At 71.8% G+C, this 25,571-nt stretch carries 18 protein-coding genes, 1 tRNA gene and 2 pseudogenes; 10 read left to right on the forward strand and 11 right to left on the reverse strand.

Going from position 1 to position 25,571, the window contains the following annotated elements; all coding sequences use genetic code 11:
* Positions 1–5,434, reverse strand: a 5,434-nt coding sequence (locus BMG523DRAFT_RS07985; RefSeq protein ID WP_083494767.1) for a type I polyketide synthase, incomplete at its 3' end; no start/stop codon positions are given.
* 1,476 nt (positions 5,435–6,910) lie between these two features.
* Complete coding sequence (locus BMG523DRAFT_RS07990; RefSeq protein ID WP_235462948.1) at positions 6,911–7,990, reverse strand: LuxR C-terminal-related transcriptional regulator; 1,080 nt, start codon at positions 7,988–7,990, stop codon at positions 6,911–6,913.
* A 749-nt stretch (positions 7,991–8,739) separates the two neighbouring features.
* On the opposite strand from BMG523DRAFT_RS07990, the gene BMG523DRAFT_RS24315 reads away from it, so the two are divergent.
* On the forward strand, positions 8,740–9,213 hold the full coding sequence (locus tag BMG523DRAFT_RS24315; RefSeq protein ID WP_011435376.1) for a hypothetical protein: 474 nt from the start codon (positions 8,740–8,742) through the stop codon (positions 9,211–9,213).
* A gap of 72 nt (positions 9,214–9,285) precedes the next feature.
* On the opposite strand, the gene BMG523DRAFT_RS26340 is transcribed toward BMG523DRAFT_RS24315, so the two are convergent.
* From BMG523DRAFT_RS26340 to BMG523DRAFT_RS08010, 3 genes are all read right to left on the reverse strand, one after another.
* On the reverse strand, positions 9,286–12,963 hold the full coding sequence (locus tag BMG523DRAFT_RS26340; protein ID WP_235462949.1) for a LuxR family transcriptional regulator: 3,678 nt from the start codon (positions 12,961–12,963) through the stop codon (positions 9,286–9,288).
* Positions 12,964–13,107: 144 nt separating this feature from the next.
* A complete protein-coding gene (locus BMG523DRAFT_RS08005; protein WP_011435374.1) occupies positions 13,108–13,407 on the reverse strand; it encodes a DUF4193 family protein in 300 nt (99 codons plus the stop codon).
* Between the two features lie 432 nt (positions 13,408–13,839).
* A complete protein-coding gene (locus BMG523DRAFT_RS08010) occupies positions 13,840–14,229 on the reverse strand; it encodes a co-chaperone GroES (protein ID WP_035908101.1) in 390 nt (129 codons plus the stop codon).
* A gap of 422 nt (positions 14,230–14,651) precedes the next feature.
* On the opposite strand from BMG523DRAFT_RS08010, the gene BMG523DRAFT_RS08015 reads away from it, so the two are divergent.
* Positions 14,652–15,317: a hypothetical protein gene (locus tag BMG523DRAFT_RS08015; RefSeq protein ID WP_043590791.1), complete on the forward strand. Its 666-nt coding sequence runs from the start codon at positions 14,652–14,654 to the stop codon at positions 15,315–15,317.
* Between the two features lie 879 nt (positions 15,318–16,196).
* Here BMG523DRAFT_RS08015 and BMG523DRAFT_RS08020 read toward each other — a convergent pair.
* A complete protein-coding gene (locus BMG523DRAFT_RS08020) occupies positions 16,197–16,454 on the reverse strand; it encodes a hypothetical protein (protein ID WP_023841029.1) in 258 nt (85 codons plus the stop codon).
* Between the two features lie 376 nt (positions 16,455–16,830).
* Here BMG523DRAFT_RS08020 and BMG523DRAFT_RS26980 point away from each other — a divergent pair, with 376 nt between their 5' ends.
* From BMG523DRAFT_RS26980 to BMG523DRAFT_RS08030, 3 genes are all read left to right on the forward strand, one after another.
* Positions 16,831–16,959 carry a hypothetical protein gene (locus BMG523DRAFT_RS26980; protein WP_023841030.1) on the forward strand — a complete coding sequence of 43 codons (129 nt, stop codon included), beginning with the start codon at positions 16,831–16,833 and terminating at the stop codon, positions 16,957–16,959.
* A gap of 301 nt (positions 16,960–17,260) precedes the next feature.
* Positions 17,261–17,689 carry an ATP-binding protein gene (locus BMG523DRAFT_RS08025; RefSeq protein WP_011435370.1) on the forward strand — a complete coding sequence of 143 codons (429 nt, stop codon included), beginning with the start codon at positions 17,261–17,263 and terminating at the stop codon, positions 17,687–17,689.
* 63 nt (positions 17,690–17,752) lie between these two features.
* Positions 17,753–19,096, forward strand: coding sequence for a YbhN family protein (locus tag BMG523DRAFT_RS08030; RefSeq protein ID WP_011435369.1), 1,344 nt, complete (start codon positions 17,753–17,755; stop codon positions 19,094–19,096).
* Between the two features lie 60 nt (positions 19,097–19,156).
* Here the strand turns inward: BMG523DRAFT_RS08030 and BMG523DRAFT_RS08035 are convergent, their stop codons facing one another.
* Positions 19,157–19,582, reverse strand: a complete 426-nt coding sequence (locus BMG523DRAFT_RS08035; RefSeq protein ID WP_011435368.1) for a DUF3618 domain-containing protein — start codon at positions 19,580–19,582, stop codon at positions 19,157–19,159.
* Between the two features lie 453 nt (positions 19,583–20,035).
* Here BMG523DRAFT_RS08035 and BMG523DRAFT_RS08040 point away from each other — a divergent pair, with 453 nt between their 5' ends.
* The 4 genes from BMG523DRAFT_RS08040 to bcp all read left to right on the forward strand — a co-directional run bounded on the left by BMG523DRAFT_RS08040 (position 20,036) and on the right by bcp (position 22,784).
* Entirely contained in the window at positions 20,036–20,806 is a 771-nt protein-coding gene (locus BMG523DRAFT_RS08040; RefSeq protein WP_011435367.1) for an SCO family protein, read from the forward strand.
* The gene (locus tag BMG523DRAFT_RS08045) at positions 20,803–21,369 is read left to right on the forward strand and encodes a MauE/DoxX family redox-associated membrane protein (protein WP_011435366.1); all 567 of its coding nucleotides are present in this window, start codon (positions 20,803–20,805) and stop codon (positions 21,367–21,369) included. Before BMG523DRAFT_RS08040 ends, BMG523DRAFT_RS08045 begins: the two co-directional genes overlap by 4 nt.
* Positions 21,326–22,138, forward strand: a complete 813-nt coding sequence (locus BMG523DRAFT_RS08050; protein ID WP_043590792.1) for a thioredoxin domain-containing protein — start codon at positions 21,326–21,328, stop codon at positions 22,136–22,138. The genes BMG523DRAFT_RS08045 and BMG523DRAFT_RS08050 overlap by 44 nt, the downstream gene beginning before the upstream one ends.
* Positions 22,139–22,292: 154 nt before the next feature.
* The gene (bcp, locus tag BMG523DRAFT_RS08055; RefSeq protein ID WP_011435364.1) at positions 22,293–22,784 is read left to right on the forward strand and encodes a thioredoxin-dependent thiol peroxidase; all 492 of its coding nucleotides are present in this window, start codon (positions 22,293–22,295) and stop codon (positions 22,782–22,784) included.
* A gap of 71 nt (positions 22,785–22,855) precedes the next feature.
* On the opposite strand, the gene BMG523DRAFT_RS08060 is transcribed toward bcp, so the two are convergent.
* Positions 22,856–23,368, reverse strand: a complete 513-nt coding sequence (locus BMG523DRAFT_RS08060; protein WP_011435363.1) for a hypothetical protein — start codon at positions 23,366–23,368, stop codon at positions 22,856–22,858.
* A 427-nt stretch (positions 23,369–23,795) separates the two neighbouring features.
* Here BMG523DRAFT_RS08060 and BMG523DRAFT_RS08065 point away from each other — a divergent pair.
* Positions 23,796–23,876, forward strand: a tRNA-Leu gene (locus tag BMG523DRAFT_RS08065).
* A gap of 355 nt (positions 23,877–24,231) precedes the next feature.
* On the opposite strand, the pseudogene BMG523DRAFT_RS27285 reads toward BMG523DRAFT_RS08065, so the two are convergent.
* The 3 genes and pseudogenes from BMG523DRAFT_RS27285 to BMG523DRAFT_RS27290 all read right to left on the reverse strand — a co-directional run.
* Positions 24,232–24,846, reverse strand: a pseudogene (locus BMG523DRAFT_RS27285) (site-specific integrase); the annotation flags it as partial.
* A gap of 113 nt (positions 24,847–24,959) precedes the next feature.
* On the reverse strand, positions 24,960–25,322 hold the full coding sequence (locus BMG523DRAFT_RS08080) for an Arm DNA-binding domain-containing protein (protein ID WP_011435330.1): 363 nt from the start codon (positions 25,320–25,322) through the stop codon (positions 24,960–24,962).
* Between the two features lie 10 nt (positions 25,323–25,332).
* Positions 25,333–25,566: pseudogene (locus tag BMG523DRAFT_RS27290) on the reverse strand (IS256 family transposase); the annotation flags it as partial.
* Between the last annotated feature and the right edge of the window lie 5 nt (positions 25,567–25,571).

Raw genomic sequence — 25,571 nt, forward strand, 5'->3', positions numbered from 1 at the left:
CCGGCACGTCGTCAGACACGACCCCCGGCCGCGGCCGCACAAGGTCCGCCGGCCGCCCCTCGGGGAGCTGGCCGGGCCGGGCCAGGCCGGTCGGGTCGATGCCCAGGTAGCCCAGTACGACGTCACGTTGCGCCGCGACCAGTTCCCGGGTGGTTCGCAGAAACTCCAGCACCACGGCGTCCACCGGTCCGTCACCTCCAAGTTCGGCCAGTCCGGCGGGCCCCGCCGCAGGGTCGTCGGTCGTCTCGCTGTGGTCGGTCACGCCGGCGCGGTCGAACGGGGGAGCCGGCGCCACGGTGTCCTCGACGAACCCGCGCACGCCGACGATCTCGGGCACGGATGCGGCCCCGGGCACGGAGGCGACCCCGGGTGACGTCGTCCGCACCGTCAGCCGGGTCGGCGGCCGCAGCCCACCAGGAAGGAACCGGCCGTCGGGCGTGCGCACATAGGCCCCGTCGATGAGCCAGCCGGGACGGCGCGGCAGGTCCGTCGCGCTGACCACCCGGGCGTCGCGGCCGGTGAACAGCGCGGAGGGGTCGAGCTCGACACCGACGGCGGCGAGCTCGGCGAGGGCCAGCAGCAACCGGCGCAGCCCCGGCTCGCCGGCGACGTCGGTGGCCACCACCCGGTGCGGTCGACCGGCCAGAATTCTGCCGACGAGTTGCGCCAAGACGCGGCCGGGCCCGGCCTCGACGAAGGTCCGCACCCCCGCGGCGTACATCGCCTCGATCTGCTCGACGAACCTGACCGGCGCCGCCACCTGACCGGCGAGCGTCGCCCGCACCTCGTCCGGGCTGCCGGGGTAGGGCCCGGCGGTCGTGTTGGACCAGACCGGCAGGGTCGGCGCCTCGACCTCGACCTCATCGAGCCGGGCGGCCAGCGCCGTCGCCGCTTCCGTCACCACCGGGCTGTGGAAGGCGCACGCGACCGGGATCGGCTTGGCGCTGATGCCGGCCCGGCCGAGAGCCGCCACGGCGGCGGCAACGGCGTCCGTCGGCCCGGAGATCACGCTCTGCCGCGGGGCGTTGTGGTTGGCCACGACGACCCGGCCCGGTCCGGCCTCCCCACCCGTAACGGCCCCGTCGAGCGCGGCGCGGACCTGCTCGACCGACGCGGAGACCGCCGCCATCGTGCCCGGGTCGTCGCCAGCGGCTGCCAGGATCGCCGCGGCACGGGCCTCGCTCAGGCCGATGAGGTCCCGCCGGTCCAGCGCCCCGGCGGCGCACAGCGCGACCAGTTCGCCGTAGGAGTGCCCGGCGACGTGGTCCGGGCGCACCCCGAGGCTGGTCAGCAGGTCGTGGACGGCAAGCCCGGCGAGCCCCAGCGTCGGCTGGGCCGCACGGGTGTCGGTGATCGCGGCCGCCTGGGCGGCCTTCTGCTCCCGGGAGAAGGCCGCCGGCGGGAACATCGTGTCCGCCCACCGGGGGGCGAGGTCCAGCACGGACCGCAGCCGTGGGAAGGCGATGAACAGGTCGGCGAGCATGCCGGGCCGCTGACTGCCCTGACCGGGGAAGAGGAACGCGGTGGCACCCGGATCCGCGTCCTGGTCCCGGACGAACAGACCCGCCCGAGGGTTCGACGTGAACGTGCGCGCCTGGTCGATGGCGGTGGGCAGCGCGTCGAGGTCGCCGGCGACGAACGCGAGCTGGACCGGGCCGCCGCGTTCCGCGCAGACGGTGGAGGCGAGGTCACGCAGACGGAACGGCCGTCCGGCCGCGTCGTTCGCGACGATCAGCTCGGCCAGCCGGTCCAGCGCCCGGGTGGCCGCCACCCGGTCGGTGCCGCGGACGACGAACAACTCCGCGGGCCAGCTGTCGAGGCCGTGGGCGGGCTCGGGCCCGCCGTCATAGGCGGACAGCACGACGTGGAAGTTGGTGCCGCCGAATCCGAAGGCCGACACGCCGGCGTGGCGCCGCTCGGCCGGGGCAACCCACGGCTTGGCGACGTCGTCAAAGTAGAACGGGCTGCTCTCGGCGTCCCAATAGGCGTTCGGCGTGTCGATGTGCAGGGTCGGCGGCCGTACCCCGGTCTCGACGGCCTTGGCCATTTTGATCAGACCGGCCAGGCCCGCCGCACACTTCGTGTGCCCGATCTGCGACTTCACCGAACCCACCGCGCACTGGCCCGGCGTCGCACCGTGGTTGGTGAAGACCTCGGTGAGGGTGGCGAGCTCGGTGCGGTCCCCCACGACCGTTCCGGTCGCGTGCGCCTCCAGCAGACCGATCTCGCTGGGCGAGATCCCCGCCCGCCCGTAGGCCCGTTCCAGGGAGAGCACCTGGCCGGCCTTGCGCGGCGCGGTCAGCCCCAGGGCCCGCCCGTCGGAGGAACCGGCGACGGCCCGGATGACGGCGTGGATCCGGTCGCCGTCCCGTTCGGCGTCCGCGAGCCGCTTGAGCACGACGACGGCCACCCCCTCACCGAGGCTGGTGCCGTCGGCGCCCGCGTCGAAGCTGCGGCACCGACCGCCCGGAGACAGCGCATGGACGGAGGAGAACAGCAGAAAGTCGTGGGCGCCCGCGTGGGTGTCCACGCCGCCGCACAGCACCATGTCCGAGGTGCCCGCGACGAGCTCCTTGCAGGCGGCGTCGAGGGCGGCGAGCGACGACGCGCAGGCCGCGTCCACGGTGAAGTTCACCCCGCCGAGGTCCAGCCGGTTGGCGACCCGGCCAGCGATGACGTTCGCGAGCATGCCCGGGAACGAGTCCTCGTCCAGCTCCGGCAGGAACTCCTCCAGCTCGGCCGGCAGGTCCCCGAGCAGCGCCGGCCACAGGGAGCGGAAGCTGTAGGCACCGGAGAGATCCGTCCCGGCCTCCGTGCCGAAGACCACCGACGTGCGGGAGCGGTCGAACGCCCGACTCTCGCCGGCGGTCTTCTGGCCCACGTCCTTCTGGCCCGCGTCGTACCCGGCGCCGCGCAGCGCGCGGGCGGCGACCTCCAGCGCGAGGAGCTGGCTGGTCTCGATACTGCGCAGCGACTTCGGCGGGATACCGTAGGCCAGCGCGTCGAACGGCACCTGCGGGAGGAAACCGCCCCATCTCGACGGCGTCCTGCGGCCAGCGTCCCTGAGCACCGCGTCCGGGTGGTAGTAGACCTCGGCATCCCAGCGATCGGCCGGGACCTCGCGGATGGCGTCGTTGCCGGCGACGATGTTCGCCCAGAAGCTGGCCAGGTCCGGGGCGTCCGGGAAGATCGCGGACATCCCGACGATCGCGATGTCGAGCGGCCGGGCGGCCGGGCGGCCGGGCGCCGCGCTCCTGTCGGCGGGCCGCGGCTCGGCGGAGCGCAGCTCGGCGGAGCGGGCGGCGAGCCCGGCCGTGGCCTGCGCGGTGACCTCGTCATGCAGCTCGGCGATGCTCGTCCGCCGCGAACGCAGGGCGGCGACCTGTCCGATCATGTACATGCCGTCCCGGGCCTGGGTCGCGGGATCGACCGTGACGACCTCGCTGCCCTCACGGCGCAGGCCCTTGCTCGCGACCCGCAGCCGGCCGAGGTTGAGCGCCTCGAGCTCCTCCCACATCTGCTGGCGGGAGTTGCCGGCGGCGATCAGCTCACGGCGACGGCCCAGAAAGGTGTGGACGTACGCGGACTCCACGCACCGGGTGGCATGACCGGGAGAGGTCTCGAGCAGCACGGTGCGCTCGCAGTCGAGAGCGGCCTGCTGGAAACCCGGCAGGATCGCCCCGGACGCGACGGCCTCGGCGGTGAACAGGTACGCGGTGCCCATCAGCACGCCGACGCTCGCGCCCCGCTCGGCGAGCGGCCCGGCCGCCGCGGCGACCATCGCAGCGGAACGGGCGTCATGCACGCCCCCGGCGAACAGCAGATGCAGGCCCGCGAAGAAGTCCGGACCGGCCTGATCGGTCGTGCCGAACTCCAGCAGGCCGGCGATCTGCGCCTCCCACAGCGGGAAGCTCGCCCGCGGCCCGACGTGCCCGCCGCATTCACGCCCCTCGAAGACGAACTTGCGCGCGCCGTCGGCCAGGAAACGGTTCAGCAGCCCCGGGGACGGGACATGCAGGAACGTGTCGATGCCGGCGGCCTCCAGCGGGGCCGCCTGTGCCGGGCGACCTCCGGCGACGATCGCGCAGGCAGGACGCACGTCATGCACGGCGGCGAGTTGGGCGGCCCGCAGCGGCGCCGGGGCGAACCCGAGGACCCCGACCCCCCAGGGCGCGTCCCCGAGCAGGTCCGCGGTCTCCTCCAGCAGGGCGCGGCTGTCCTCGCCGCTCATCAGCGCCAGGGCGAGGAAAGGCAGCCCGCCCTCGTCGGCGACGGCATGAGCGAACGCCGCCCGGTCGCTGACCCGCGTCATCGGTCCCTGCGCGACCGGGTGGCGCAGGCCGCGGGCAGCGGCGAAGGGCGCACCGGGGGCGAGGGGACGGGTACGGGCGGCGGCAGCGATGCCCTCGCGGATGCCCTGACGCACGGCCCGTACGACACCGCCCGCGGTCACGTGGCGGTCGGCGAGATCGGCGGCGAACGCTCCGTCCTGGCCGACCGGGAGAAACTGGTTACGCAGATCACGCGCACCCAGCCGGAACGGGATCGCCGTGGCAGCGCCGGCCATGGCGGCGCCCGTCATGGCGGCGCCCGTCATGGCGGCGACGGGCAGATCGGGGCGGGTGTACACCCGGTAGCCGGCGAGGAGGGTGGTCTCGCTGCCGTCCATCGCGCGGATCGCCGCCGCGACCTGTGCCGGCAGCTCCATCTCACGCACCAGGGCGAGCTGGGAGTCCAGGACCACACCGGCCGCGCCGCCGGCCACCGCGGCCGCCGCGGTGGCCGGACCGATCCCGCCAGCGGCAAACACGGGCAGCGGCGCGCCCTCGGTGGTGACGAACGCCTGCGCGAGCAGATGTTGCAGGAGGGTGAAGGTGGTGAGGTCGCCCACAGGCCCCCCGGACTCGTTGCCTCGCGCGATCAGTCCCTCGACCCCCGCCGCCACCGCGTCGCGCGCCTGCGCAACCGAGGTGACCTCCGCCCAGACCCGGCGCCGCGCCTCTCCACGCGGCCCGCTCGTCCGCCACCGGCTCGTCAGCGCGCCGATGTCCCAGCGGCTCCCCGGGCCCGGCCCGGCATCCGCCCACGCGACGGGGCCGGATCGGGGATCCGGACCGGATCGGGCGACGAGTACGACGGTCCCGACGCTCGCGGGCAGCTCGTCGGGATCGAGGGGGCAGCCGGGGGCAGCCCGCACCCCGAACCGGCCCGGCGCCCACCGCGCGGCGTCCCGCAGCGCATCACGCGCCGGTCCGGCCAGCAGCCCGAGATCCAGCACCCCGAGCCCTCCGGCCCGCTGCACCGCGGCGACCAGGGACGCGGACGGTTCGGCGAACGGCGTGATCACCACGACCAGCTCGCGGGCGTCGAGCGGATCGCGGTCGGCGGGATTGGCCGGCGAGGCCACGGGTGACGCGCTGGGTGCAGTGGTCATCGGCTGGTCCTCCCGACCGGTCCCCGCCTGAGGCAGGGCGCTGAGGGGGCAGAGGCTGAGGGAGCTGTGCTGGTCCGCATGGGCGGGCAATCGCTGGTCCGGATGGGCGGGTAATCGCTGGTCCGCGTGGGCGGGCACCTCAAGGGCAGGCGGGCAGCCGGCAGACCCGTGGCCGGCAGCGCGTCCGCTGCCGCACGATCGTCGCGGCGGCGCATCGAGGCCATGGAACTCACCCACCGAACCAGCATGATCGACTTGTTTCGGACGACAGGACCGCCCGCACCATCCAGACCTCCTGGTCAGTGCCGTCGGGACGGCAGACATCCGGGAAGCCGCATCCGCCCTGAGTATGCGAAAAACGAACCAACCCCCAACAGGCTGTCGCGGAACTGGTGTCCCCCGGTCCCACGGCGGCCGCATCCGATTAGCCGACACGGGATTGCCAACGTGCGCGGAATACTAGCCGGCTCGGTTGGGATCATTGCGCGGTGCCGGACCACAGCGGTGATCGTGGGCCCATCGGACCACTGGCGCGGTCGCCGTGACCAGGTTCGGACGACATCCAGTCGCCGGCTCGCCCACCGCCGGACATCGATGACGATGTCGCGGATCGGGATTACACAGAGCCCGCAGGGGTGTGCACCGGGCGACGTCATCAATCGCTGCGGCCATCGATGGAGGTTACGAATGAGTATCACGCAGGTCGCTATCCCGGTCGCCGGTCGCGGCGGTTTCTCTTCAGAATCGATCATCTAATGCGGCGATGAACAGATGTGGCTACTTTCCGGCAACACACGCCCGCACGCGCAGGGCCTGGAGAAATCGGATGCGAGGACGACGCCCCGGGAGGTATGGAACCACGGGCGGACACCGTCCTGAAAATCGATCGTGGTCGCCGCCGGCCGGGTCAGGCGCTGACGGACGGAGACTGACTCCTTCAGACCCCATGCGGACCAGAAGGGACATCGGCCAACCTAGTCACAGCGCGCCGTCGATCGCAAGCTTATCCGATCAACTTTCCGGCAACGACCTCAATAGGGATGCCAATGGCAACATTTCAGCCACAATAAGCGACAGTCGTCGCGGGGCGTGCAGGACATGACCCTCGGGACCGGTCAGGCGAGGCCAGATCGATTACCACGGACCGGCTTTGTCACCCGGGTGGGATCATCGGCACGCGGCCGTCGGCACCGGGAACGGACACGCAGGGTGTCCGTTCCCGCCACTGCTCGATCATCGGGACCGGCCTCTCGCCTCATCCCTTCGCGCCGAAATGCCGGCGGCCCCGATGGAGAGGTCGATCATGATCGCCGTCATCGGAGGATCAGGTGCCGGCGACCGCGTCCCGCGCGGTGGCGCACCGGGGTTCGCGGCTCGAATCTGAGGTCGTAGATCATCGGCACCGCCGCGGATCCCACGGATCCCACCGATCGAACATCCACGGCAGCGGCCTCATGACCTTATGACGTCACAGTTTCAGGGCCGCGGGTTGCCGGGGGCCGCGAACGCGCTCGTCTCCCGCTGCCACGCGATCGCCAGCTGGGTCCGGTTCGTGCACCCCGTCGCCACGAGCGCATGGGTGAGATGGTGCTTGACCGTGTCGATGCTGATGCACAGCGCCTCGGCGACCTGGCGGTTGGAACGGCCTTCGGCGACGAGACGGACGACGTCGCGCTCGCGCGCCGACAGCTTGCCCGCGACCGACGGGCCCGGGTCCGCCCGGATGTAGAAACGCAGGAGATTACCGAGATGCCGCCCGAGAACTGCCCCGACGGCGCGGTCCCGCGGTCCGAACGCGCCCGGCCGAGAATCCAGCAGGGACACCACGGCGCCCACGTTCGACGGACCGAACAGGCGGATGAGCAGCTTCGCGTGGATGCCGTGTGCCCGCAGAAACCGCTCCAGGCGCATCCGCACCTCCGGGCGTTCCGGGACGCCGAGATCGTCAAGGGTGGCGAGCCCCCGCTCGCGGACCGAACGCAGGCTGTCCGGATTGCTGAGGGCCTCCAGCTCCCGGTAACGCTCCAGGTAGGGGCCCGCGAGTCGAAGCGCCAGCCCGCGACCGGTGGGCCGGGCGTCCTGGAAGGCGGTCTCGAGCGAGGAGCCCAGGAAGAAGGCGGAATGCCGGTAACCGAGATGCCGGGCCATGCCGTCCAGGGCGAGCTCGCGGAAGGATGCCAGCGACGACGCCCGCTCGCAGTCCTCCACCACGCGCAGGATGCCGCGCAGCTCGGCCGCGCCGAGAGCCAGGTCCCGCGGCATCGGCGCGGTACGCGCCACCGGAGCGGACCGGACGGGCGGGCCACCGGCCGGGACCGCGCGGCCGGTGGCGCTCGGCACGTCGCCGCGGCCCATCGGCGAGCCGCCCATCGGCACGCCGCTCCCCGGCGGGCCGGAGCGCTGGTGCAGCGGTCGCCCCGCACCGGCGCCGGTGGCGGCGGAATGCCGGGTGGCCGGCGAGCGGTGCGGCGGGGTCAGCGGTGCGGGTGAGCTCGCGGAGACACGCCTCGCGACCCGGCCCGCCGCAGCGGCCTCGGCGGATGTGTCGACGGTCACGCCAATTCGCGGCCGATGTAGTGCGTCCTCACCGATAACATCATGCGGGCGGGAAACTCGGTCGGTCACACGTGCCTCCGGGGGGGTCAGAACTCAGAACCGACGCCAGGCCTCGTCCGCTAGGGACGATGCCGCCAGGTTGATTTCCGGCGAAGTTGGACAGGTTCGGCAAGCGTAGGGCCCACCTCCCTCGCTACGCCAGCAGTCGCCCACGCCCCCCCGATCACACTCACCCCGCATCTTCGGCTCAGCCGGGGAAAACGCGACCTTAACGCACGTAAACGTTTGGGATGACGGCGTCCGGCGGCCCCCCGGCAGTGGCTCGAGGTGATTTTTCCCTCCCGCTGGCACCGCCCGTCGGGGCTACCTCACAAGTACGAGATTGGCTCCCCCGGCCTCGATCGCGGCCGCGAAAGAAGCCGGAAAACGTCCTCCGGCGCGGGTGAGCCCTGGATCCCGACCGACATCGACAGCATGAACATTGGTCACGCAGGGTATCCACGGCGGCAGTGCACGGTTTCGCCAGCGGTCCGCGGCCCGCCCCGGAGGGGTGGAGTTCTCCGCTCCCCGCACGGACCACCCATCCCATGGTGCCGCTCCACGACGACGACACATCGAGCGCGGACACCATCGAGCGCGGCCGGGGCGCGATGTGGCCATGCACCGATCATCGACCGGCCGAAGCCACAGGTCGAAGCCACAGCAGGAGACCAAAGCCACGGTAGGAGAGAGGCGGAGGTACGAAGGCGATGACCTTGGGGCGGTCGGTCTTCCTGGTCGTGGTGGGTGCCATCCTGCGCTACGCGCTCACCTGGCACACCACCGGAGTGGATCTCCAGGTTCTGGGTCTGATCCTGATGATCACGGGGATCGTGACATCGATGATCTGCCTGCTCCGCGCCTTCCTGCCGGCACCGGCACGGGCCACCGCACGTACCCGCGGAGCGGGGCGGACACCGATCGGGCCTGGTCCCGGCCCGATCGGGCGGCGCATCGAACGAACGGCGGCGTTCGGCACATACCGGTACGGCCCACCGCAGCCCGGGTCCAACAGGATCCAGAGGGATGCCGGCTACCTCGATGCCGGTCACACGGGCCCCGGTCACACGGAGAGCGACCGCACCGATGCCGGCTATGCGGACGCAGTGGACGACGGACCCGGCTCGGGGGGAGGGTACCCACCCCCGTGCCCGCCGCGATTCACTGAATCACCGTCATCCTGATCGCGGCGCCCCGACCACCGGACCGTTGACCTCCCACCTAAAATTTATTTTTACGATAAACGGTATGACTATTTACAATAGACGCAATTCGCGCGCGCGATGTACAGCGTCGCGACGCCGTGGCACGTCGAGCTTGCGGTAGATGCTCTTCAGGTGCGTCTTCACCGTGTTCACGGAGACGAAGAGCTCGGCGGCGATCTCGGTGGTCGTCAACATCGTCGGCAGATAGCTGAGGACCGCGAGTTCCCGGTCGCTGAGCCGGCCACCCGCACCGGGTCCCCGCCCGTCCCTGGAACCGGGTGAGCGCTCACGCGCCCCCGGCTGCCCTAGGGAGATCGGACTTGTTCCCGTCCCAAGGCCGTAGCCCGCCGGACCGGAGGGGCCGGAGGGGCCGGAGGGGCCGCGCGGGACGTCGGCCCCCTGCCTGTCACGGTCAGGCGGCGCCGAGCGCGCCGCGGGGGTCATGAGGGCCGGACGTGCCATTCGCCCGCTCATGACGGATCGACGTGGGGTGGCCGGCCACGCGGGCGCGGGCACCGCCACCTCTCCGCTCGGCATCCCCCCGCTCGGCGTCCCCCCGTTCGGCACCTCCAGGCCGGCCGCCCCCAGAGGCGGCACCCCCAGAGGCGGCACCCCCGCCCCGGATACGGCCATGACCGGTCCGCCGTTGGTCGGCGTCCGCGGGTTCACCGCGGCGGCGGACTCCGTCGTGGCCATGGCCCGCAAAGTCGACACGAAGAACGGATGTGCGGCGGAGAGGCCGGGATGGGCATCCAAGATCGCCAACGGTTCGCCGCCGAATTCGAGGAACGGGCCAGCGAGTCCCTCGTCCTCGGCGAGCGCGAGGGCACGCGCCAGCAGGTCGGTGGCCCGCGCATGGTCATCACGCCGCGCGGCCGCCACCGCTGCCACCACACATGCCGACACCACCGAACCGCCTCCGCCACCGTCCGCCCGCAGCAGAGCCGCCACCGCGTGCTCCGCTCCCTCTAGATCAGCGCACGCGAGGTTCGCCCGGGCCGCCGCGAGCGCGAGAGCATGGTCCGGCCGGCGGGTGTCGGCCAGCTGGCCCAGCAGCTGCCGGGCAGCCTGGGCGTTCCCGACGGCGATCAGCAGGTCGGTCTCGGCGGCGCGCCACAGCGACAGACACAGCGGCGGTCCGGCCGGCCGTCCTCGCGACGCCAGGAGACGGCGGGCAGCCCGCACATCGTCCGCCTCCCCACGCCGGCATCGCGCCCTCGCCTCCAGCACGACGATCAGATCGAGCAGGTAGGGAGGATGCGCCGGGGTGAAGGCCATCCGCGCGAGGTCGAGATGGTGCGTGACACGCACGTCGTCGACCCGGGCTGCCGCCACCATCGCATGGGCGAGATGCGCCTCGACCAGGCCTGCCGGCATGTCGGTCCGACCATCCGAGGATGCGGGGACGGCCGTGGGATCGACCGGGCTGGCAGTGATCACAGCGGCGGTGGCGACCGCCGCTGCCGCGCTGGACTCGGCCTGCCGCAACCGACCCCGTAGCACGTAGGCGAGAGCCATCGCCCCGGACGCCGATGCCTCGACCGTCCGCAGACCGGTATCCCGGGCCGCCGTCATCGCCTCCCGCAACGCCTCCAGCGCCAGGTCGGGACGGCCGAGCCAGAGCTCCGCCCGCCCGCGCGCACACCAGGCCACGGCTGCCGCGATCCTGTCGGAACCATCCACGCCCCCATCCACGCCACCACCGGTCGATCGCGCGACGATCCCGGCCGGGCGGTCCGGCGGGGCCCCACCGACGACGGAGCCGGGGCGGGCCACGTCTCCCCCGACGTGATCACGTCGAACACCGCCCGGCTCCCGTCCGGGACCTTCGGCGCCCCCGACGGGGCCGGCGGGCAGGAACCGGGGATCTCCCGGCGGCCGCATGTCGGCGGGCGGTCGTGGCCGGCCCTTCCCCGCAGCCTCCGCCCGCCCCGTCACACCGGCAACCACCGGACCAACCGGCTGCGGCACGGCGCCCGGCCTGCCCGGGGACCGTAGCAACCGGCGGGTGATGCTCAGCATCTCCTCGCACGCCCCGGCGAGCTCCGCCCGGCGCAGGTCGACGAGATCGGCCCGGACCGCGAGCGCGCGACGACGGGACACGACCGCCGCGGCGATGCTCCCCCGGGCCACCTGCAGGTATCTGGTGGCCGCCCCCACCTGTCCCCGGCCCAGCCGGCCCACGGCGGCGACCAGTGCGCACTCCGGCGACCACGAGGCCGGGGAGTCCGGCATCCCCGTCATGATCGGGCTGAACCCCGCGACGCCGCCATGCAGGGCGTCCACCATCTCGGTCCCATCGACGAGCAGGCAGGCCGCGTACCACCAATCCCCGGCATGCGCGGCGTGATGTACCGCGTCCGTCGTCCGACGGTGCGCGGCGAACCAGATCGCGGCTCGCAAGTGGAGCTCAGCGGTGTCCTCGTCGCCGTCCGCGGCCAACGCGGAACGCAGCACCGCGGCAAGCAGCCGGTGAAAGCGGAACCATCCGCCGTCGTGGTCGAGCTCGACCACGAAGCCGTCGGCATGCGCGAGTGCCGCCAGAACTTCCTTCCCGCTCACCCGTGCGCCCACCGTGGGTGCCGGCGCGGCACGCGAGCCGGTAGCCGCCGCCAGGACGCCCGCGTCCATCCGCTCGGCCGCGACGGCGTCCGCCAGCGGCCCGGTCATGCGCTCCAGGACACTGGTCCGCAGGAGGAAGCGGCGTACCGGCGACGGCTTACCGGCTAGCACCTCGGCCCGCAGGAAATCGGCGATCGCGGGATGGCCGGCCACGGCGCCGGAGAAACCAGCCGTGTCACCGAGGCCACCGGACGGGGATGCGACGGCCGCTTCCCACCGCCCATCCGCCCCCGGCAGTGGTCGTCGTTCCCGTGCGGCGAGCGCCCCGGCCGCCAGCCGCAGCCCGGCCGCCCAGCCCTCGGTGACGTGCACGAGACCGCTCACCGTCGCGGGCGACGCCGTGATCTCCTGCCGGCCCGTGATCTCCTGCCGGCCCAGGAGCGCGGCGGCCTCCGCCCGGGTGAAGGCGAGATCTGCCGGACCGATCTCGGTGATCCACCCGGCGGCCCGCAGCCGGTGCAGCGCCACGGGCACCGTCCGGCCCATCAGAATGATCCGGGCCCGATCCGCGGCCCCGTCGATCAGCAGTTCGAGGCCGTCGAGGTCCGAACGCCGGGTGATCAGATGCACGTCGTCGAGGATCAGTATGAAGGACGTCGGGAGGTCGGCGAGGATGTTGGCGAGCCGTCGGTAACGCCGATCATAAAGATCGTCGGCCGCGGGACCGTACCGGCTCCCAAAGCCCTCACCGGCCGGGAGCAGACCGTGTCGTCCCAGCCCGTGCAGCAGCTGCGGCCACAGTGGGAGGCCCGGCCCCCCGCCACGCGGGCCGGGGACGACCGCCGGATCGACCCGCACCCACACGATCGGCGTCTCCCCCCGCCGGGCCGCGGCCCAGGCCGCGACCAGCACCGTCTTGCCCGAGCCGGCCGGAGCCCGCACCACCGTGAGGGGCAGGACGGTGGCGGCGTCGAGTGCGTCGAGCAGCCGTGGTCGATCGACATGACCCGGCGGGGCCGGCGGGGGGACGAACCGGTTCAGGAGCAGCGGCAGGCTTTCGGGACCGTCCGCGGGATCCTCCTCCCCGGGACGGGGAGCGGCATCCTCCGGGCGGAGGGGCCGTCGACCCTCAAATGCGGCGGGACGGGACCGGACGGAACCGGACATCGGTGACTGTTCGTCGAGCATCCGCACCACCCCCAGCGACAAACTCGCGCTAGGTAGTGGTACGCCTACTCAGACGACCGGGCAACCGGGCAACCGGTCCGCACCGCCCGCCGTCGAGGGACACCCCGCCCCGGGACCCGGCCCTCAGGCCGCGCAGTCCGAACAGACGACGTGACGGACGTCTGCGAGCTGGCTGCGGTGCTGCACCAGGAAGCATCGAGTGCAGGTGAACTCGTCGGCCTGCCGGGGAAGTACCCGCAGCGACAGTTCCTCGTCGCGCACCTCCGCATCCGGAAGGTCCAGCTCGGCCTCGAGGGCGTCCATGTCGTCCCCCAGGTCCGCCGCCGCACCGGCGCGCTGCGCCTTGAGCGTCTCCAGGCTCTGTTCCTGGAGCTCGTCCTCCTCGACATCCGTGCTTCGCCGAGCGTCGAAGTCACGAGCCATGCGTCTCCTTCCTTTCCCTGCCGTCGTTCACCCAATGGGTATGCCAACCCATCGGTCTTGGGTTCGACCGAGCGTGAGGAGCCATGAAACACTGCACCTCAGGACATCGGCTGGTTACAGTACGCAGTGACCCCAAAGATTGAGGTGACGCGATGCCCTGTGTCCGCATTTCCGGGTGCCTCCACCACATCCAAGGGTCCCGGCCGGAACGCGGATCTCCAGAGCCGAGCGAAGGATACGGGGCGGAACCGCGTCAGGCCAGGCAGCGCCTGGCTGGCGCGGTGTCACTCCCGCCACAGCCATGATCAAACATCACGACTCCGGTGGACCGCCCGCATCTCGATCGATGCGGCACCGTACACCACCTGGACGCCGCGCCGTCATCGGATGGTCGGAAAGGGCCACGCAAGCCTGGGGGCCGACCGGCCGGATCTAGAGATACAGACCCGTCAGGCCGTCGTCCAACCGCTCCGCCGCGACGGCGTGCACGTCCCGCTCCCGCAGCAGAACGTAGGTGGTCGAGTGCAGCTCCACCTCGGCCCGGTCCTCGGGGTCGAACAACACCCGATCGCCAACCTGGATGGTCCGCACGGCCGTCCCCACCGCGACGACGTCCGCCCAGGACAGGCGCTTCCCCATATGCGCGGTCGGGGGGATGACGATGCCCGCCTTCGACCGCCGGTCCACGGAATCCTCACGCGGCTCGACCAGCACGCGGTCGTGCAGGAGCCTGATTGGCAGCGCGCCGGACTGCATGACACCCGATTGCGTGCCCACCCCAGCCGCGCCGACCCCGTTGACACCGCCGGACACAACGTTCACAGGGTCGGACACTACCCGCCTTCCAATCACCGGTGACACCCCAGGCGGCATTTCACGACCGCCCGATCGACCGACCACGTCCGCCGGCCGAGACTTTCCACGCCTCCCGGCCGGCATCCACGCACCCCACACCTCCTCACCGGAGGGGCCAGCCCGGCCGCCCTGATTCCCCGCCAACGTTCCGCCCGGGAATGCCCTCGGGTGACGGGACGCGACGAAGAACGCGATACCCCCACTTCGCCTTATCGGAGCAGAGCCAGCCGAACCTCCCCGGATGGGGAATGGTCTCCCAACGCGGTATAAGCTGCCGCCCATCGCCGCCCGGGCTGGCGCTGACGGGGGCGAGCCGGTCACCCCTCGATCGTCCGTTGGCGCCCAGGTAACCGTCGGCACGTAACGAACCTCAGGGATGGGGCACGATCATGGCACTGCGTATCAGCGTCGACCTCGATGGGCTACGGTGGGCCGATCTGTTCCGCTTCGTCGATCTCGCCCGCAGCGGCGGCATCAGCGCGGAGGACCAGGTTGACGTCATCACCTACGGCAGTGACCCGATGTCGGTCAGCCTGTCGGCCCGCATCTACCCGGCATCCGAGGGGTTCCTCTCCACGGAGCAGCCGGACACCTCCGGCGACAGCATGCGCGGCGCCCCGCTCTCGATCAGCCCCGGGGCCGGCAGTCCCAACGGCTCGGGGTTCGCCTACGACGGTCCCACCGACCGCGCGGCCTCGGCCAACGGTGCCCACTACCCGGCGTTCGACAACGCCGCGGACCGTGCGGTCCCGCAGAGCAGCAACGGCCTGCCGTCCTCCTACGGACCCGGGTACGACGGACCCGCCGAGCGGGGCGCTCAGGCGGCGGGGGGTGGGCACTATCCCGCGTTCGACGGCCAGCCCGACCGCATGCCGCCGGGTGCCGGCGGGCAGTTCGCGAGTTTCGAGCCGTTCGACCGGTCCGCGCCGGGCAAGGAGCCCGGAGGTGCCCCCGGGCAGGTCGAAAGTCCCTACATCGAGGAGTTCGCCAGGCTTCAGGAGGGTCTGATGCGGCAGGTCCGCCGCACGGACGAGGTCCGGCCGGACCGGTCCTGATCTGCGATCAGCGCCTCCCCGCGGCCACGCCGTCCGGACTCCGGCTCGGCATGACCATGCGGCCCGTCCCGGCGAACCCACTTCCCGCCCTCACCGCACGTAAGGGAGAGGGAACCATCAGCGGCGTCTGGCACCGCGAGTCAGAAACGGAACGTGAGTCAGCGGTGACGGTGAACCCGAACGGGCTACACCCTTCGTGCCCGCTGGCCCGCTATGGTGCATGCTGCCGGTGATGGAGGATCCGCGCCTTGCTGACGTCGAGCAGTATCACGGGCGACTGCGCTCGGAGCTCGACGTCATCGCCCGTGGGCCGGTCCTGGTCGGCCCGAAGATCGTCGAGCATATTCACTCGCTGATCACCCTCATCGACCTTCATCAGCCGAATGAGTTCGACCTCTGCCTGAGCTGCGACCGTCTCTGGCCCTGCGCGTCGATCATCGCGATCACCGGCATGTCGCCGGGCGCCGCACCGGACAGCCGGGCGGTTGACGAGGCCAGGATGTTCCCTCCGGCTCGCCCCGCGGCCAGACCGCCCGCACCGCAGTCACCCCCGCCACCACAGTCACCCCCGCCACCACAGTCACCGGTCAGGCCGCCTGTCCCGGTTCCTGGACAGTTCCCCGAGCCGATGCCCGGGGCGGCTGCCCACCTGCCCATGGGGTCCCCGGCAGACTCCGACCACCCGCCGTCCGGCGGATACTCCGACCGTTCGGGCTACCCGCCCCCGGCTGCCCATCCCGCCCAGCGGGGTGCTCCGCGGCCAACCGGTGCCCGGCCACGACTGCCCGGCGGGCGGCAACATGCTCCCAACGGATACTCCTCGGACCGGTATCCGACGGGCGGGTACCCCACGGACCGGGACCGGTCCGCCGCGGACGGCTACCCGCCGGCCGTAAACCCGTCGGTGGCCCGGGACGATGTCGTCGTGCCGTCATCCCGGCCCGCTCCCTCGATCTCCGGTCCGGTCGAGATGGCCACGGCCAGGGTCGAGACGCCGCGCTCGATGACCGGCACCGGAACCGGGCCAGGCGGCCCGTCGGACCCCGGTCCCGCGCTGCCGGGGCCCGGACGCCACCAGGGCCGGCCATCACCCCAGCCGGGGCCGACGCCGCCGGAATCCACCCGGTCGGGATCCATGCAGCCGGGATCCACACACCGCGGACAGCCCGACCGCGGACGGCCGGGCCCGGCCGAGTCCCCGGGACGCCCCGCGGGGAACGGGGCGAGAGCCTGGGCAGACCGTCCCCGAGCACCGCAGCGGCGCGCGGAACCGGGTGGGCAGCCGACGAGGGACCAGCCCGGCCCACGGCCCATCGGCCGTCCCGACCACCCCGGGCCGGCCTTCGATCGGAACCCGACCCCGCCCGACGGGCGCGCCCCGGACGGAACCGGTGGTGTACCGCATGGCTCCGGTAGCCGGTACGCGCAACCTGGGATCGACCCGCCGAACTCGTCACACCCCGGTCGGGCTGCCATGCCGCGAACAGCCGCGCGAGCGGATGCGGATGCGGACATGGTGCCGTCCCCCCGCAGCGATCTGTCGGCGGCGGCGGCCCGCATCGACCAGACCGCGGTCGACGAGGTCACGCGGGCCTGGATGGCTCGCCGCGAGTCGGTGCTGGACGGCATCGACGTCATCTGACGCCATCCCCGACGCGGTCACCCGCCCGGCCGTCCCAGCGGGGCAGGCCGACCCGCCCCGCTGGGACGGCCTGCCACCCCGGCCCGGCACCCCGGCGGGGGAAGCGCCGATGCCGTCCTCGGCGCGTCGCGTCGCCCGGACGTCCCGGTCGCGGTATCCAGATGCGTCGCGTGGCCGTTGCCCGGCTCGACGACCACAGAGGGTCAGGTTTGGGGGGGCGGTCATGGTGGCAGTAACGCGACGCGGCAGACCCCCGCACCGGAACGACGACCGTGACTGACAACCCCCCGGAAGGTGAGGCGTGGCCGAAGCTCTCAGCGCACGCTTCGACCTGCCCGCCGATCCCCGCGCCGCCAGCCGAGCCCGCCGGCTGGTCACCGAGCTGCTCGCCGCTTGGGGCCGCCCGGAGACCGTCGAGGTCGCGCAGCTACTCGTCAGTGAGGTCGTGACGAACGCGGTGCGCTTCGTCGGCGCCCGCGCCGCCCTGTGCCTCACACTGTCCCTGCGCGACGACCGGATCCGCATCGCGGTCGACGACGGAAGCTCGCTGTGGCCGGTGCTGAAGCCCGCCCACGACGACGACGAGTCGGGCCGGGGCCTGCATCTGGTCGCCGCGCTGGCAATGCAGTGGGGTGTCGTCGAGGTACCGGACACCCGGGGGTCAGGCAAGCAGGTCTGGTTCGACCTGCCACGCCAACAGGATCCGATCGAGGCGGTCTGCGGCTCCTGACCAGGGCCGCCGACCGATTCCTCCCGAAGCGTCGTCGCGCGACTTCCGGTGGCCAGGTTGGCAATGAGACTGCTTCAGCTGCTGTTCAGCCAAGCCGCATACCGTCAAGCCGCGTACCGTGACGTACGTCTCCTCTGCATCACGACCGTGATCGCGCCTGTCGATCCTACGGGGGTAGTCATCGAGACTCCGGTCCTGCTCGGCGCTGTCAGCGCCGAGAGCGCCGCCGCGCCCGCGCCCCCGCTTCCACCGCCGGTGGTGCTGACCCGGCAGCTACTACGACGCCCCGGTGCCCACCCGGACGACAACTCCGACGACGTGGCTGCAACGACACCGAGCTCTACAACGAAACCGAGCTCTACAACGACACCGAGGGGCGAGCTCGTCGCATCCCCGGCCGGTGACGTCCACGTCTTCGCCGAACCGCTCGCGCTCCGTCTCGGACCGGTTCGATCGTCCCGGTCCCGGCGGCGCAACGTCCTGCTCGCCGGCGTGCTCGCCGTGCCCCTCACCATCCTGGCCGTGCGCTTCCGCGGCGACATGGCCTCACGGCTGGCCGGCGTTCCCACGCCCCGCTGGCACTGGCTCGTCATCTGCGCGCTCTCCTCGGTCCTGTTCTACTTCGCCAACGGCCTGTCCACGCGGGCGGCCAGCGGCCTGCGGATCGAGCTACGCACCGTGACCGGCCTGCAGGTCGCGGCAGCGGCGGCGAACCGGATCGTGCCCGCGGGTCTCGGGGCCATCGCGATCCATCTGCGTTTCCTGGAACGGCGCGGGATGACGCGTCCCGCGGCCCTGGCGGCCATCACGTCGATCAAGGTGGCCGGCGGGGTGGCGCACCTCGGGGGCATCGTCCTGGTCGCCGGCACCCTCAGCGACTCGGGCATCGGGGCTGCCGTGGCCAACCCGCTGCGGTCCACTGTCCAGGGGCTCGGGCCGGGGCCGTTCGTGCTCGGCTGTGGGGCGGTCTGCGCGCTCGTGACGGGCACCGTGGCCCATCCACGGATCCGGTCGAAGGCCCGGCCGGCGGTGCGGGCCTTCGACACCCATCTGAAGATCCTCGCCCGTTCCCCGTGCCGGGCTCTGCTGCTGCTGCTGTCCCAAACAGGGACACGCTTCTTCCAGATCCTCGCGCTCGCCTGCACGGTCTGGGCATTCGGCACCAGCATGACGTTGCTGTCCGTTGCCGCGGTCTACCTCATCGGCTCGATGGTAGCCGGCGCGGCGCCGACAGCCGGCGGCATCGGCGCGATCGAACCGGCACTGGCCTTCGGGCTCGCGGCCGCGGGCGGTACGGCGGCGTCCATGTTCACCGCGGTCCTCGTCTACCGCCTGATCAGCTTCTGGCTGCCGGTGCTGCCGGGGATCCTCATGCTGGCCTGGCTGCGCCGCACCGGCGACCTGTAGGCGGGGGCAGGGAGTCGGCGCGACCGGCCCGGGAGCGGCCCAGGCGGGCGGGCGGGCCGCTCACCCGCGCCGGGACGACCGGCGACGACGGCGATGACGGATCCCACCCACCAGGAGCAGCACACCTCCACCCACGAGAACGACCCGCTCCCAGCGCACCACCCGGACCACGGTGGCGCCGCCAGAGGGGCCGGGCACCGCCCTGCCGTCCAGCGCACCCCCGGTCAGCGTGCCCGCATCCCCCCGCCGGTCCACGCCATCGGCTCCGACGCCGGCTTCCAGTTCGGGAAGCGCCGGCCCCGGGCCGATCCCGAGGGCCGGACCGTACCTGTGGCGCAGTTCGGCGGTCTTCACCCGCAGCTGCATCTGGGCCCGCTCGGCGACGCGGCGCGGGCTGACGATCTCCGTGATGGAATCGATCGTCTCCGCCAGTTCGGCGCGGGTCTCTTCGATCTGTTGCTGGATCACGGCCGGGTCCTGCGGCACCGATGTCGCCCTCTCGTCCGTTGCGAATGGCGGACGCGCTCCCGCGGCTGGCGTCGATCGGCGTCGATGGACGCCACGGACATCTCCGTCGGGTGCGACCGGCCTGCAACGATCGTGCCAGACACATCACCGCCCGGCGAGACCAAACCGCCAGTGGCGCGACACGTCACGCGGGCGCCCTGACGCGCGGCGTCTCGCCCCGTCCGGTCCCGGTCTCCGTACCGCGCAGCTGGCGCCGCAGACACCGCGCAGCTGGCGCCGCAGGCGGAAGCAACCGCACACCGGAATCCGTCCGGCGGGACATTACGCTGAACGCTGTGCGCGACGGCCAGCGGTGCTCTGGCCCGGGTGGGAGTCGCCCCGGGCGACTCCCACCGTCAGCACCTGCCGCAGTCAGGCGGACACGTTTTCCGTGGCCCCGATCCGTCCTGCCCGGCCCTGCCCTGGAGCGTCATGTCCCCAGTCCACCATCCTCGTCACGACACGGGTTCCCGTCACGACGCCGGTTCCCCGCCTGGACAGTTCCCCCCGTCGCGCTCCCGGCGGCGCCGTCCGGCGCTGGCCGGAACCATTGCCACGGTCCTGGTCGCTTCCTCGATGGCGCTGCTCACCGCCTGCGCCGGCTCGGGAACCGACACCGGAGTGAAGATCGTCGATGTGGGCAACGGCGGCGACGGCAGCCTGCACGGCACCGTCCCGGCCAGGCGGCTGGCCAAGCCGGCCCTCAACCTCACCGACGCCGACGGCCGTCCCTTCGACCTGCGCACACGCACGCAGGGGAAGATCACTATGCTGTTCTTCGGCTACACCCACTGTCCGGACGTCTGCCCGACCACGATGGCGGACCTCGCGTCGGCACTCGGCGAGGTGAAACCGGACGTGCGTGACCAGGTGACGGTCGTCTTCGTGACGACCGACCCTGATCGGGATACGGGGGCGGTCCTCAGCCGTTGGCTTAAACAGTTCAACGCAACCTTCATCGGCGTCCGCGGCCCGTTCGACCGGATCCGTACCGAGGCCGAGGCCTTGGGCGTTCCCCTGGAGAAACCGGAGGTCCAGGCCGACGGCTCCGTTCTGGTCACCCATGGCGCCCAGGTCATCGTCTTCTCTCGGGATGACAGGATCCGCGCGCTGTACCTGGCGGGGACCAGCGTCCAGGAATACATCGACGACCTGCCCAAACTGACCGCCGAGCGGTCCGGATCAGAAGAAGCACGGTCTTGAATCCGATCACCTACAGCCTTGTCACCCCCATGCAGCCGGCCAGTCGCGCCGTCTCCACAGTGTTGCGCCTCGGCCTCGGCGTGGTCTGGCTGGTCGCCGGGCTGTTGAAGGTCAACGACCCGGACGGGATGGTGCGCTCCGTGCGGGCGTTCCGCATCCTGCCCGATGCCCTCGTGCAGCCGATCGCGTACGGCGTCCCGTTCCTGGAGATCGCCTTGGGGATGCTGCTCGTCGTGGGGCTCGCCGTGCGGCTGTCCGCCGTCGTGTCCGCGGTGATGTTCGCCGTCTACATCGCAGCGATCGCGTCGGCCGCCACCCGGGGGCTGCGGATCGACTGCGGCTGCTTCTCCTCTGGGGGTGATCTCACTGCCGACGCCCCGACGCACTACACCTCCGAGCTGATCCGCGACAGCCTGCTGCTCGCCGCCGCCGGGCTGCTGGCCTGGCGGCCGAGCGGCTACCTGGCGGTGGACCGTCTCCTCGACCAACCAGTGAACGATCTTTCCGGGAGTACCGCTGATGGCTGCGAAGTCGAAGAAGGCACCGTTGACGACCGGCGGTAGGGCCCCTGGCGGCGGCGCAAGGCCCGACGCGACCCCCCCGGCAAGTGGAGGCAAGACGGTCAGCGGACAGGAGCGACGGGCCAAAGCCGCGGCGGCGCGGGCCGCGGCGGCAGCGCGGGAACGGCGACGGCGGCGCGGCATCATCACCGGCGTGGTGCTGGCCGTTCTCGTCCTGGTCGGCGTGATTGGCTTCGCCGTCCAGAACTCCCGCGAGGAGTCGAAGCCGGTGGTCCTGCCAGCGAGCGCCACCGGCACCGATCACGGCATCGTCGTCGCCAAGGCGTCCGCACCGGTCACCGTCGACCTGTACGAGGATTTCCAGTGCCCCATCTGCGGGACGCTGGAGAAGACAACCGGGCCGACCATCGGCAAGCTCCTTGACGACGGCAAAATCAAGATCGATTACCACATGATGTCGTTCATCGGGCCGGAGTCGAAGCGGGCAGCGAACGCGGCGGCGGCAGCCGCCAACGAGGGCAGGTTCCGGCAGTTGCACGATGTGCTGTACGCGAACCAGCCCGAGGAGCGCACCGGCGGCTTCACCAACGACACGCTCATCACGCTCGGAGCGAAAGCGGGGCTGACCTCGCAGGCGTACCGGAAAGCGGTCAACGAGGGGACCTACGACGGGTACGTCGCCAAGGTTGACGAGGACGCATCGAAGGCCGGCGTCACCGGCACGCCGACCGTCTTCGTCAACGGCAAGCGGCTGTCCGGGGAGCAGCTCACCCCGGAGGGCTTCCGCGCGGCGGTCGACGCGGCAGCCTGACCGGGCTCCTGAGCAGGGCAGCCTGAGCAGATGGGGGACCTGGGCACGGTCCACGGTGCACAGACCGTGCCCAGGTCCCCCGAACCTCGCCACGTTGGGGATCTGTCCGCCGGGGGTTTGCCGTCCCGCGCGGGCCACGGCTACTTTTCGGGCCATGACTGAGACCGCCAACGCCGCCCGTCTGGTCCCCGGCGACATCGCACCCGACTTCACCCTGCCCGACTCCGAGGGGAACGAGGTGTCCCTGGCGTCCTACCGGGGACGGCGGGTCGTCGTCTACTTCTATCCGGCCGCGTCGACCCCGGGGTGCACGAAGCAGGCCTGCGACTTCCGGGACAGCCTCGCCCAGCTCGACAACGCCGGCATCGACGTGCTCGGGATCTCTCCCGACAAGCCCGCCAAGCTGGTGAAGTTCCGCGACGCGGAAGCCCTGACGTTCCCGCTGCTTTCCGACCCGGAGCGGAAGGTGCTCGCCGCGTACGGCGCCTTCGGCGAGAAGACAATGTACGGGAAGAAGACCATCGGCGTGATCCGCTCGACGTTCGTGATCGGCACGGACGGCACGATCGAGGTGGCGCAGTACAACGTCCGCGCGACCGGTCATGTCGCCAAGCTGCTGCGCGACCTGGGCCTCGCAGCCGCCTGACCGGGACCGTCCCTGAGGCGCCTGGCCGACCCATCCCGCAGGCTTCGTCGGCCGCTTCGTTGACGGCTTCGTCAGCTCGCCGGCCGCAGATCCCAGCCCAGCAGCACGTTCTCCGGACGGTGCGGATCGACCAGCACGGGGATACGACGCGGGCGGCCCGACGAAGCCGTCGCCGCCTCGCTCAGGTCGACGTCCGGGTCGGGAAGGACCGTGCTGCGCACCACCGGATACACGTTGCCCCACGCGCCGGGGCGTTCGATGAGCAGATGAACCTCGGCGACCGGCCTGCCGTTCACCCGCAGGCCCGTGTCACGGACCGCGCAGACGGCCGCGGTCGTCGCCCGACCGGTGTCGATGAGCTTCAACGCCCGGTTCCGTTCGAGGAGGGCACGCTGGGCGGCGTGGCGGGGGCCGGGGCCGACCAGCCGTTGGGCCTCGTTCCCGGTCTCGTTCCCGGCCCTGACGTTGGCCTCGGCCCTGATCTTGGCCCTGATCTTGGCCGGCGGGCTCTCGACCTGTGCCGGTGCCTCGCCGGTGGGCGGAACATCGGCGGGGGCGGAGCGCGGGACCTCGGTGAGGGTCATATGAATCGTCTCCCAGTCGTCCTGGCCAAACCGGCGCGAAACAACCCTGCCGCCGGTCGGATAGCCGTGCGAGTCAGGCTGACGACAACGGCCCTCTCACGGTTGTCGTCCCGACGACCGCGGGACGAGCCTCGGCGACCGGCGGCGTGAGCCCTCTGGACTGTCGATATCTGTCCGCCCTGGCGTCCACCAAACCCGGCCGATACCGGTAAACCTCGTGAATGGCTCACTACGAAGGTTCGTGGCCGGACTGGGGCAGCCTCCATGGCTACCCGCGGCTGCCCACGGTCGTCCACGGCTGCCCACTGTTGTCCGCGGTTGTCCACTGTTGTCCGCGGTTGTCCGCGGTCCTGGTGAGGATGCGGGGCATAACCCGGCGGGAGGCGGAGCGCCCCCCAGGTGAGGCGATCGCTACTCTGGAGGTGACGCGGGAGTGGCGGAATGGCAGACGCAGCAGACTTAGGATCTGCCGCCTTCGGGCGTGGGGGTTCAAGTCCCCCCTCCCGCACCCGTTGAACGGCAGCGTTCTCGCAGGTCAGATGCTCGCCCACCGTTCCTCCTCTGATCGTTTGGGCCCGTTTGGTCACAGATTGGTCACGACCGGGCCGTGACCGAAGTGGACGGACGAGGAGTCCGCGGGCCGGTGGCCGGGCAGTCTGACGCAGGCGCACCCGGTTCCGCATCGTCATCACCCAGGCCATCGGAGTCGTCCGAGTCGGTCGCGTCGCCACCGCCGTCGGGCCGGTCCGCCTGGTCCTCGTCGGCCTGCCCGCCAGTGCCGAGGATGAGCCCGGCGACGACTTCCGCGGCATCGGAGTGCATGCCGGGCAGAACGTGGCTGTAGATCTCCAGGTGATCGTGATGCTGGCGTGCCCCAGCCGCTCGGAGACGACCTTGGGATGCACGTTGCTCGCGAGCGCGAGGGTTGCCCAGGTGTGCCGCAGGTTGTGCAGCCGGATGACCGGCAGGCCGAGGCGCCTCACCCGCCGGAGGAACGCGCGGGAGTTCCGTTCCGGGTGCATGGCCCGGCCGTCCCAGTGGGTGAAGACAAGATCGGCCTCTGGCTCCCTGCCGAGCAACGCCAGCTCCTTCAGCTTGCTCTCGCGCAGGTCACGCAGCGCCGTTACGGTGGCCGTGTCCAGGGCGATGACCCGCGTGCCGCGTACGGTCTTCGGGTCGCTGAACACCGGCACCCGGCCGGTGTCAGACGTGGTGACGTTGACGAGCGTCCGGCGGATCGAGATGCGCCCCGCGTCCAGATCCACCGCCGACCAGGCGAGCCCCAGCGCCTCACCTCGCCGCACGCCGGTGGTGGCGAGGTGAGGCGCTGGGCGTAGGTCGGTTCGTCGCGGGTGGCGTCGAGGAAGGTCCGGAGTTCGGCGTTCGTCCAGGTGCGGATCTTCGTGTGCCGCTCGGCCTGGGCCTTCCGCCGCGGCGGCTTGGTCCGGTCCGCCGGGTTGCGTGGGATCAGGTCCCATTCGACTGCCGTCTTCAGCGCATCCCGAAGGATCGTGTGGATGTAGAGCACGGTCCGCGGCGACAGTCCGTGCCCCCGGGCATGGTCAGCCCGGCCAGCCCGGAGCAACTCGGCCTAGAGGGCTTGCAGGGTAGCCGTGTCAAGGAGCTGGAGCCGCACCCCGCCGAGCCGGGACAGGACATGCAGCCGCAGGTTCCGCCGGCATGACGCCAGGGTCGACGGCCGCAGCTCACCTTCCACTGCCGGGAGCCAGCGCGTCTCGATGAACTCCCGAACGGTCAGCCGGGACGGCTCGACGTACGTGCCGGCCGCGAGCTTGCCGAGAAACCCCGTCAGCGCCGCCTGTGCCGCCTTCTTGGTCGCGAACCCACGCCGTCTCGCCTGCCGACGCGGCCCACCCGCTGCGGTGATGTCGACGACGAAGAACCACCTGCCGGAAGCGTCCTTCCGGACGCTGCCCTGACGGCCGGCACTCACGAGGCCGCCCGGTGATCTCGCCCTCGAGGGCGGACTCCAGCACGACCTTCGTCAGCTGCTGGAGCAGGCCACCCTCGCCGGACAGCCGCACCCCCTGCTCACGGGCCTGGGTCACCAGCTGCGCGACCAACGCGGGATCGATCCCCGCTGGCGCAGCCTTCGCCTTCGACGCGCGGGGCCGTCCAGCGGCCGACTCCTCCAGGGACACCACAGCAGTGTCCGCTGCGTCTGTGGTGATCGTCATCAGGT

This window comes from Frankia sp. BMG5.23 (genome assembly GCF_000685765.2).
Lineage (GTDB): Bacteria > Actinomycetota > Actinomycetes > Frankiales > Frankiaceae > Frankia > Frankia casuarinae.

What these genes read in the sequence shown, in the direction of transcription:
- BMG523DRAFT_RS24315 (WP_011435376.1), top strand. Translation starts at nt 8,740, where the DNA reads ATGACCTTGGGGCGGTCGGTCTTCCTGGTCGTGGTGGGTGCCATCCTG.
- BMG523DRAFT_RS26340 (WP_235462949.1), bottom strand. Translation starts at nt 12,963, where the DNA reads ATGTCCGGTTCCGTCCGGTCCCGTCCCGCCGCATTTGAGGGTCGACGG.
- BMG523DRAFT_RS08005 (WP_011435374.1), bottom strand. Translation starts at nt 13,407, where the DNA reads ATGGCTCGTGACTTCGACGCTCGGCGAAGCACGGATGTCGAGGAGGAC.
- BMG523DRAFT_RS08015 (WP_043590791.1), top strand. Translation starts at nt 14,652, where the DNA reads ATGGCACTGCGTATCAGCGTCGACCTCGATGGGCTACGGTGGGCCGAT.
- BMG523DRAFT_RS08020 (WP_023841029.1), bottom strand. Translation starts at nt 16,454, where the DNA reads ATGGATCCCGACCGGGTGGATTCCGGCGGCGTCGGCCCCGGCTGGGGT.
- BMG523DRAFT_RS26980 (WP_023841030.1), top strand. Translation starts at nt 16,831, where the DNA reads ATGGTGCCGTCCCCCCGCAGCGATCTGTCGGCGGCGGCGGCCCGCATC.
- BMG523DRAFT_RS08030 (WP_011435369.1), top strand. Translation starts at nt 17,753, where the DNA reads ATGAGACTGCTTCAGCTGCTGTTCAGCCAAGCCGCATACCGTCAAGCC.
- BMG523DRAFT_RS08040 (WP_011435367.1), top strand. Translation starts at nt 20,036, where the DNA reads ATGTCCCCAGTCCACCATCCTCGTCACGACACGGGTTCCCGTCACGAC.
- BMG523DRAFT_RS08050 (WP_043590792.1), top strand. Translation starts at nt 21,326, where the DNA reads ATGGCTGCGAAGTCGAAGAAGGCACCGTTGACGACCGGCGGTAGGGCC.
- bcp (WP_011435364.1), top strand. Translation starts at nt 22,293, where the DNA reads ATGACTGAGACCGCCAACGCCGCCCGTCTGGTCCCCGGCGACATCGCA.
- BMG523DRAFT_RS08060 (WP_011435363.1), bottom strand. Translation starts at nt 23,368, where the DNA reads ATGACCCTCACCGAGGTCCCGCGCTCCGCCCCCGCCGATGTTCCGCCC.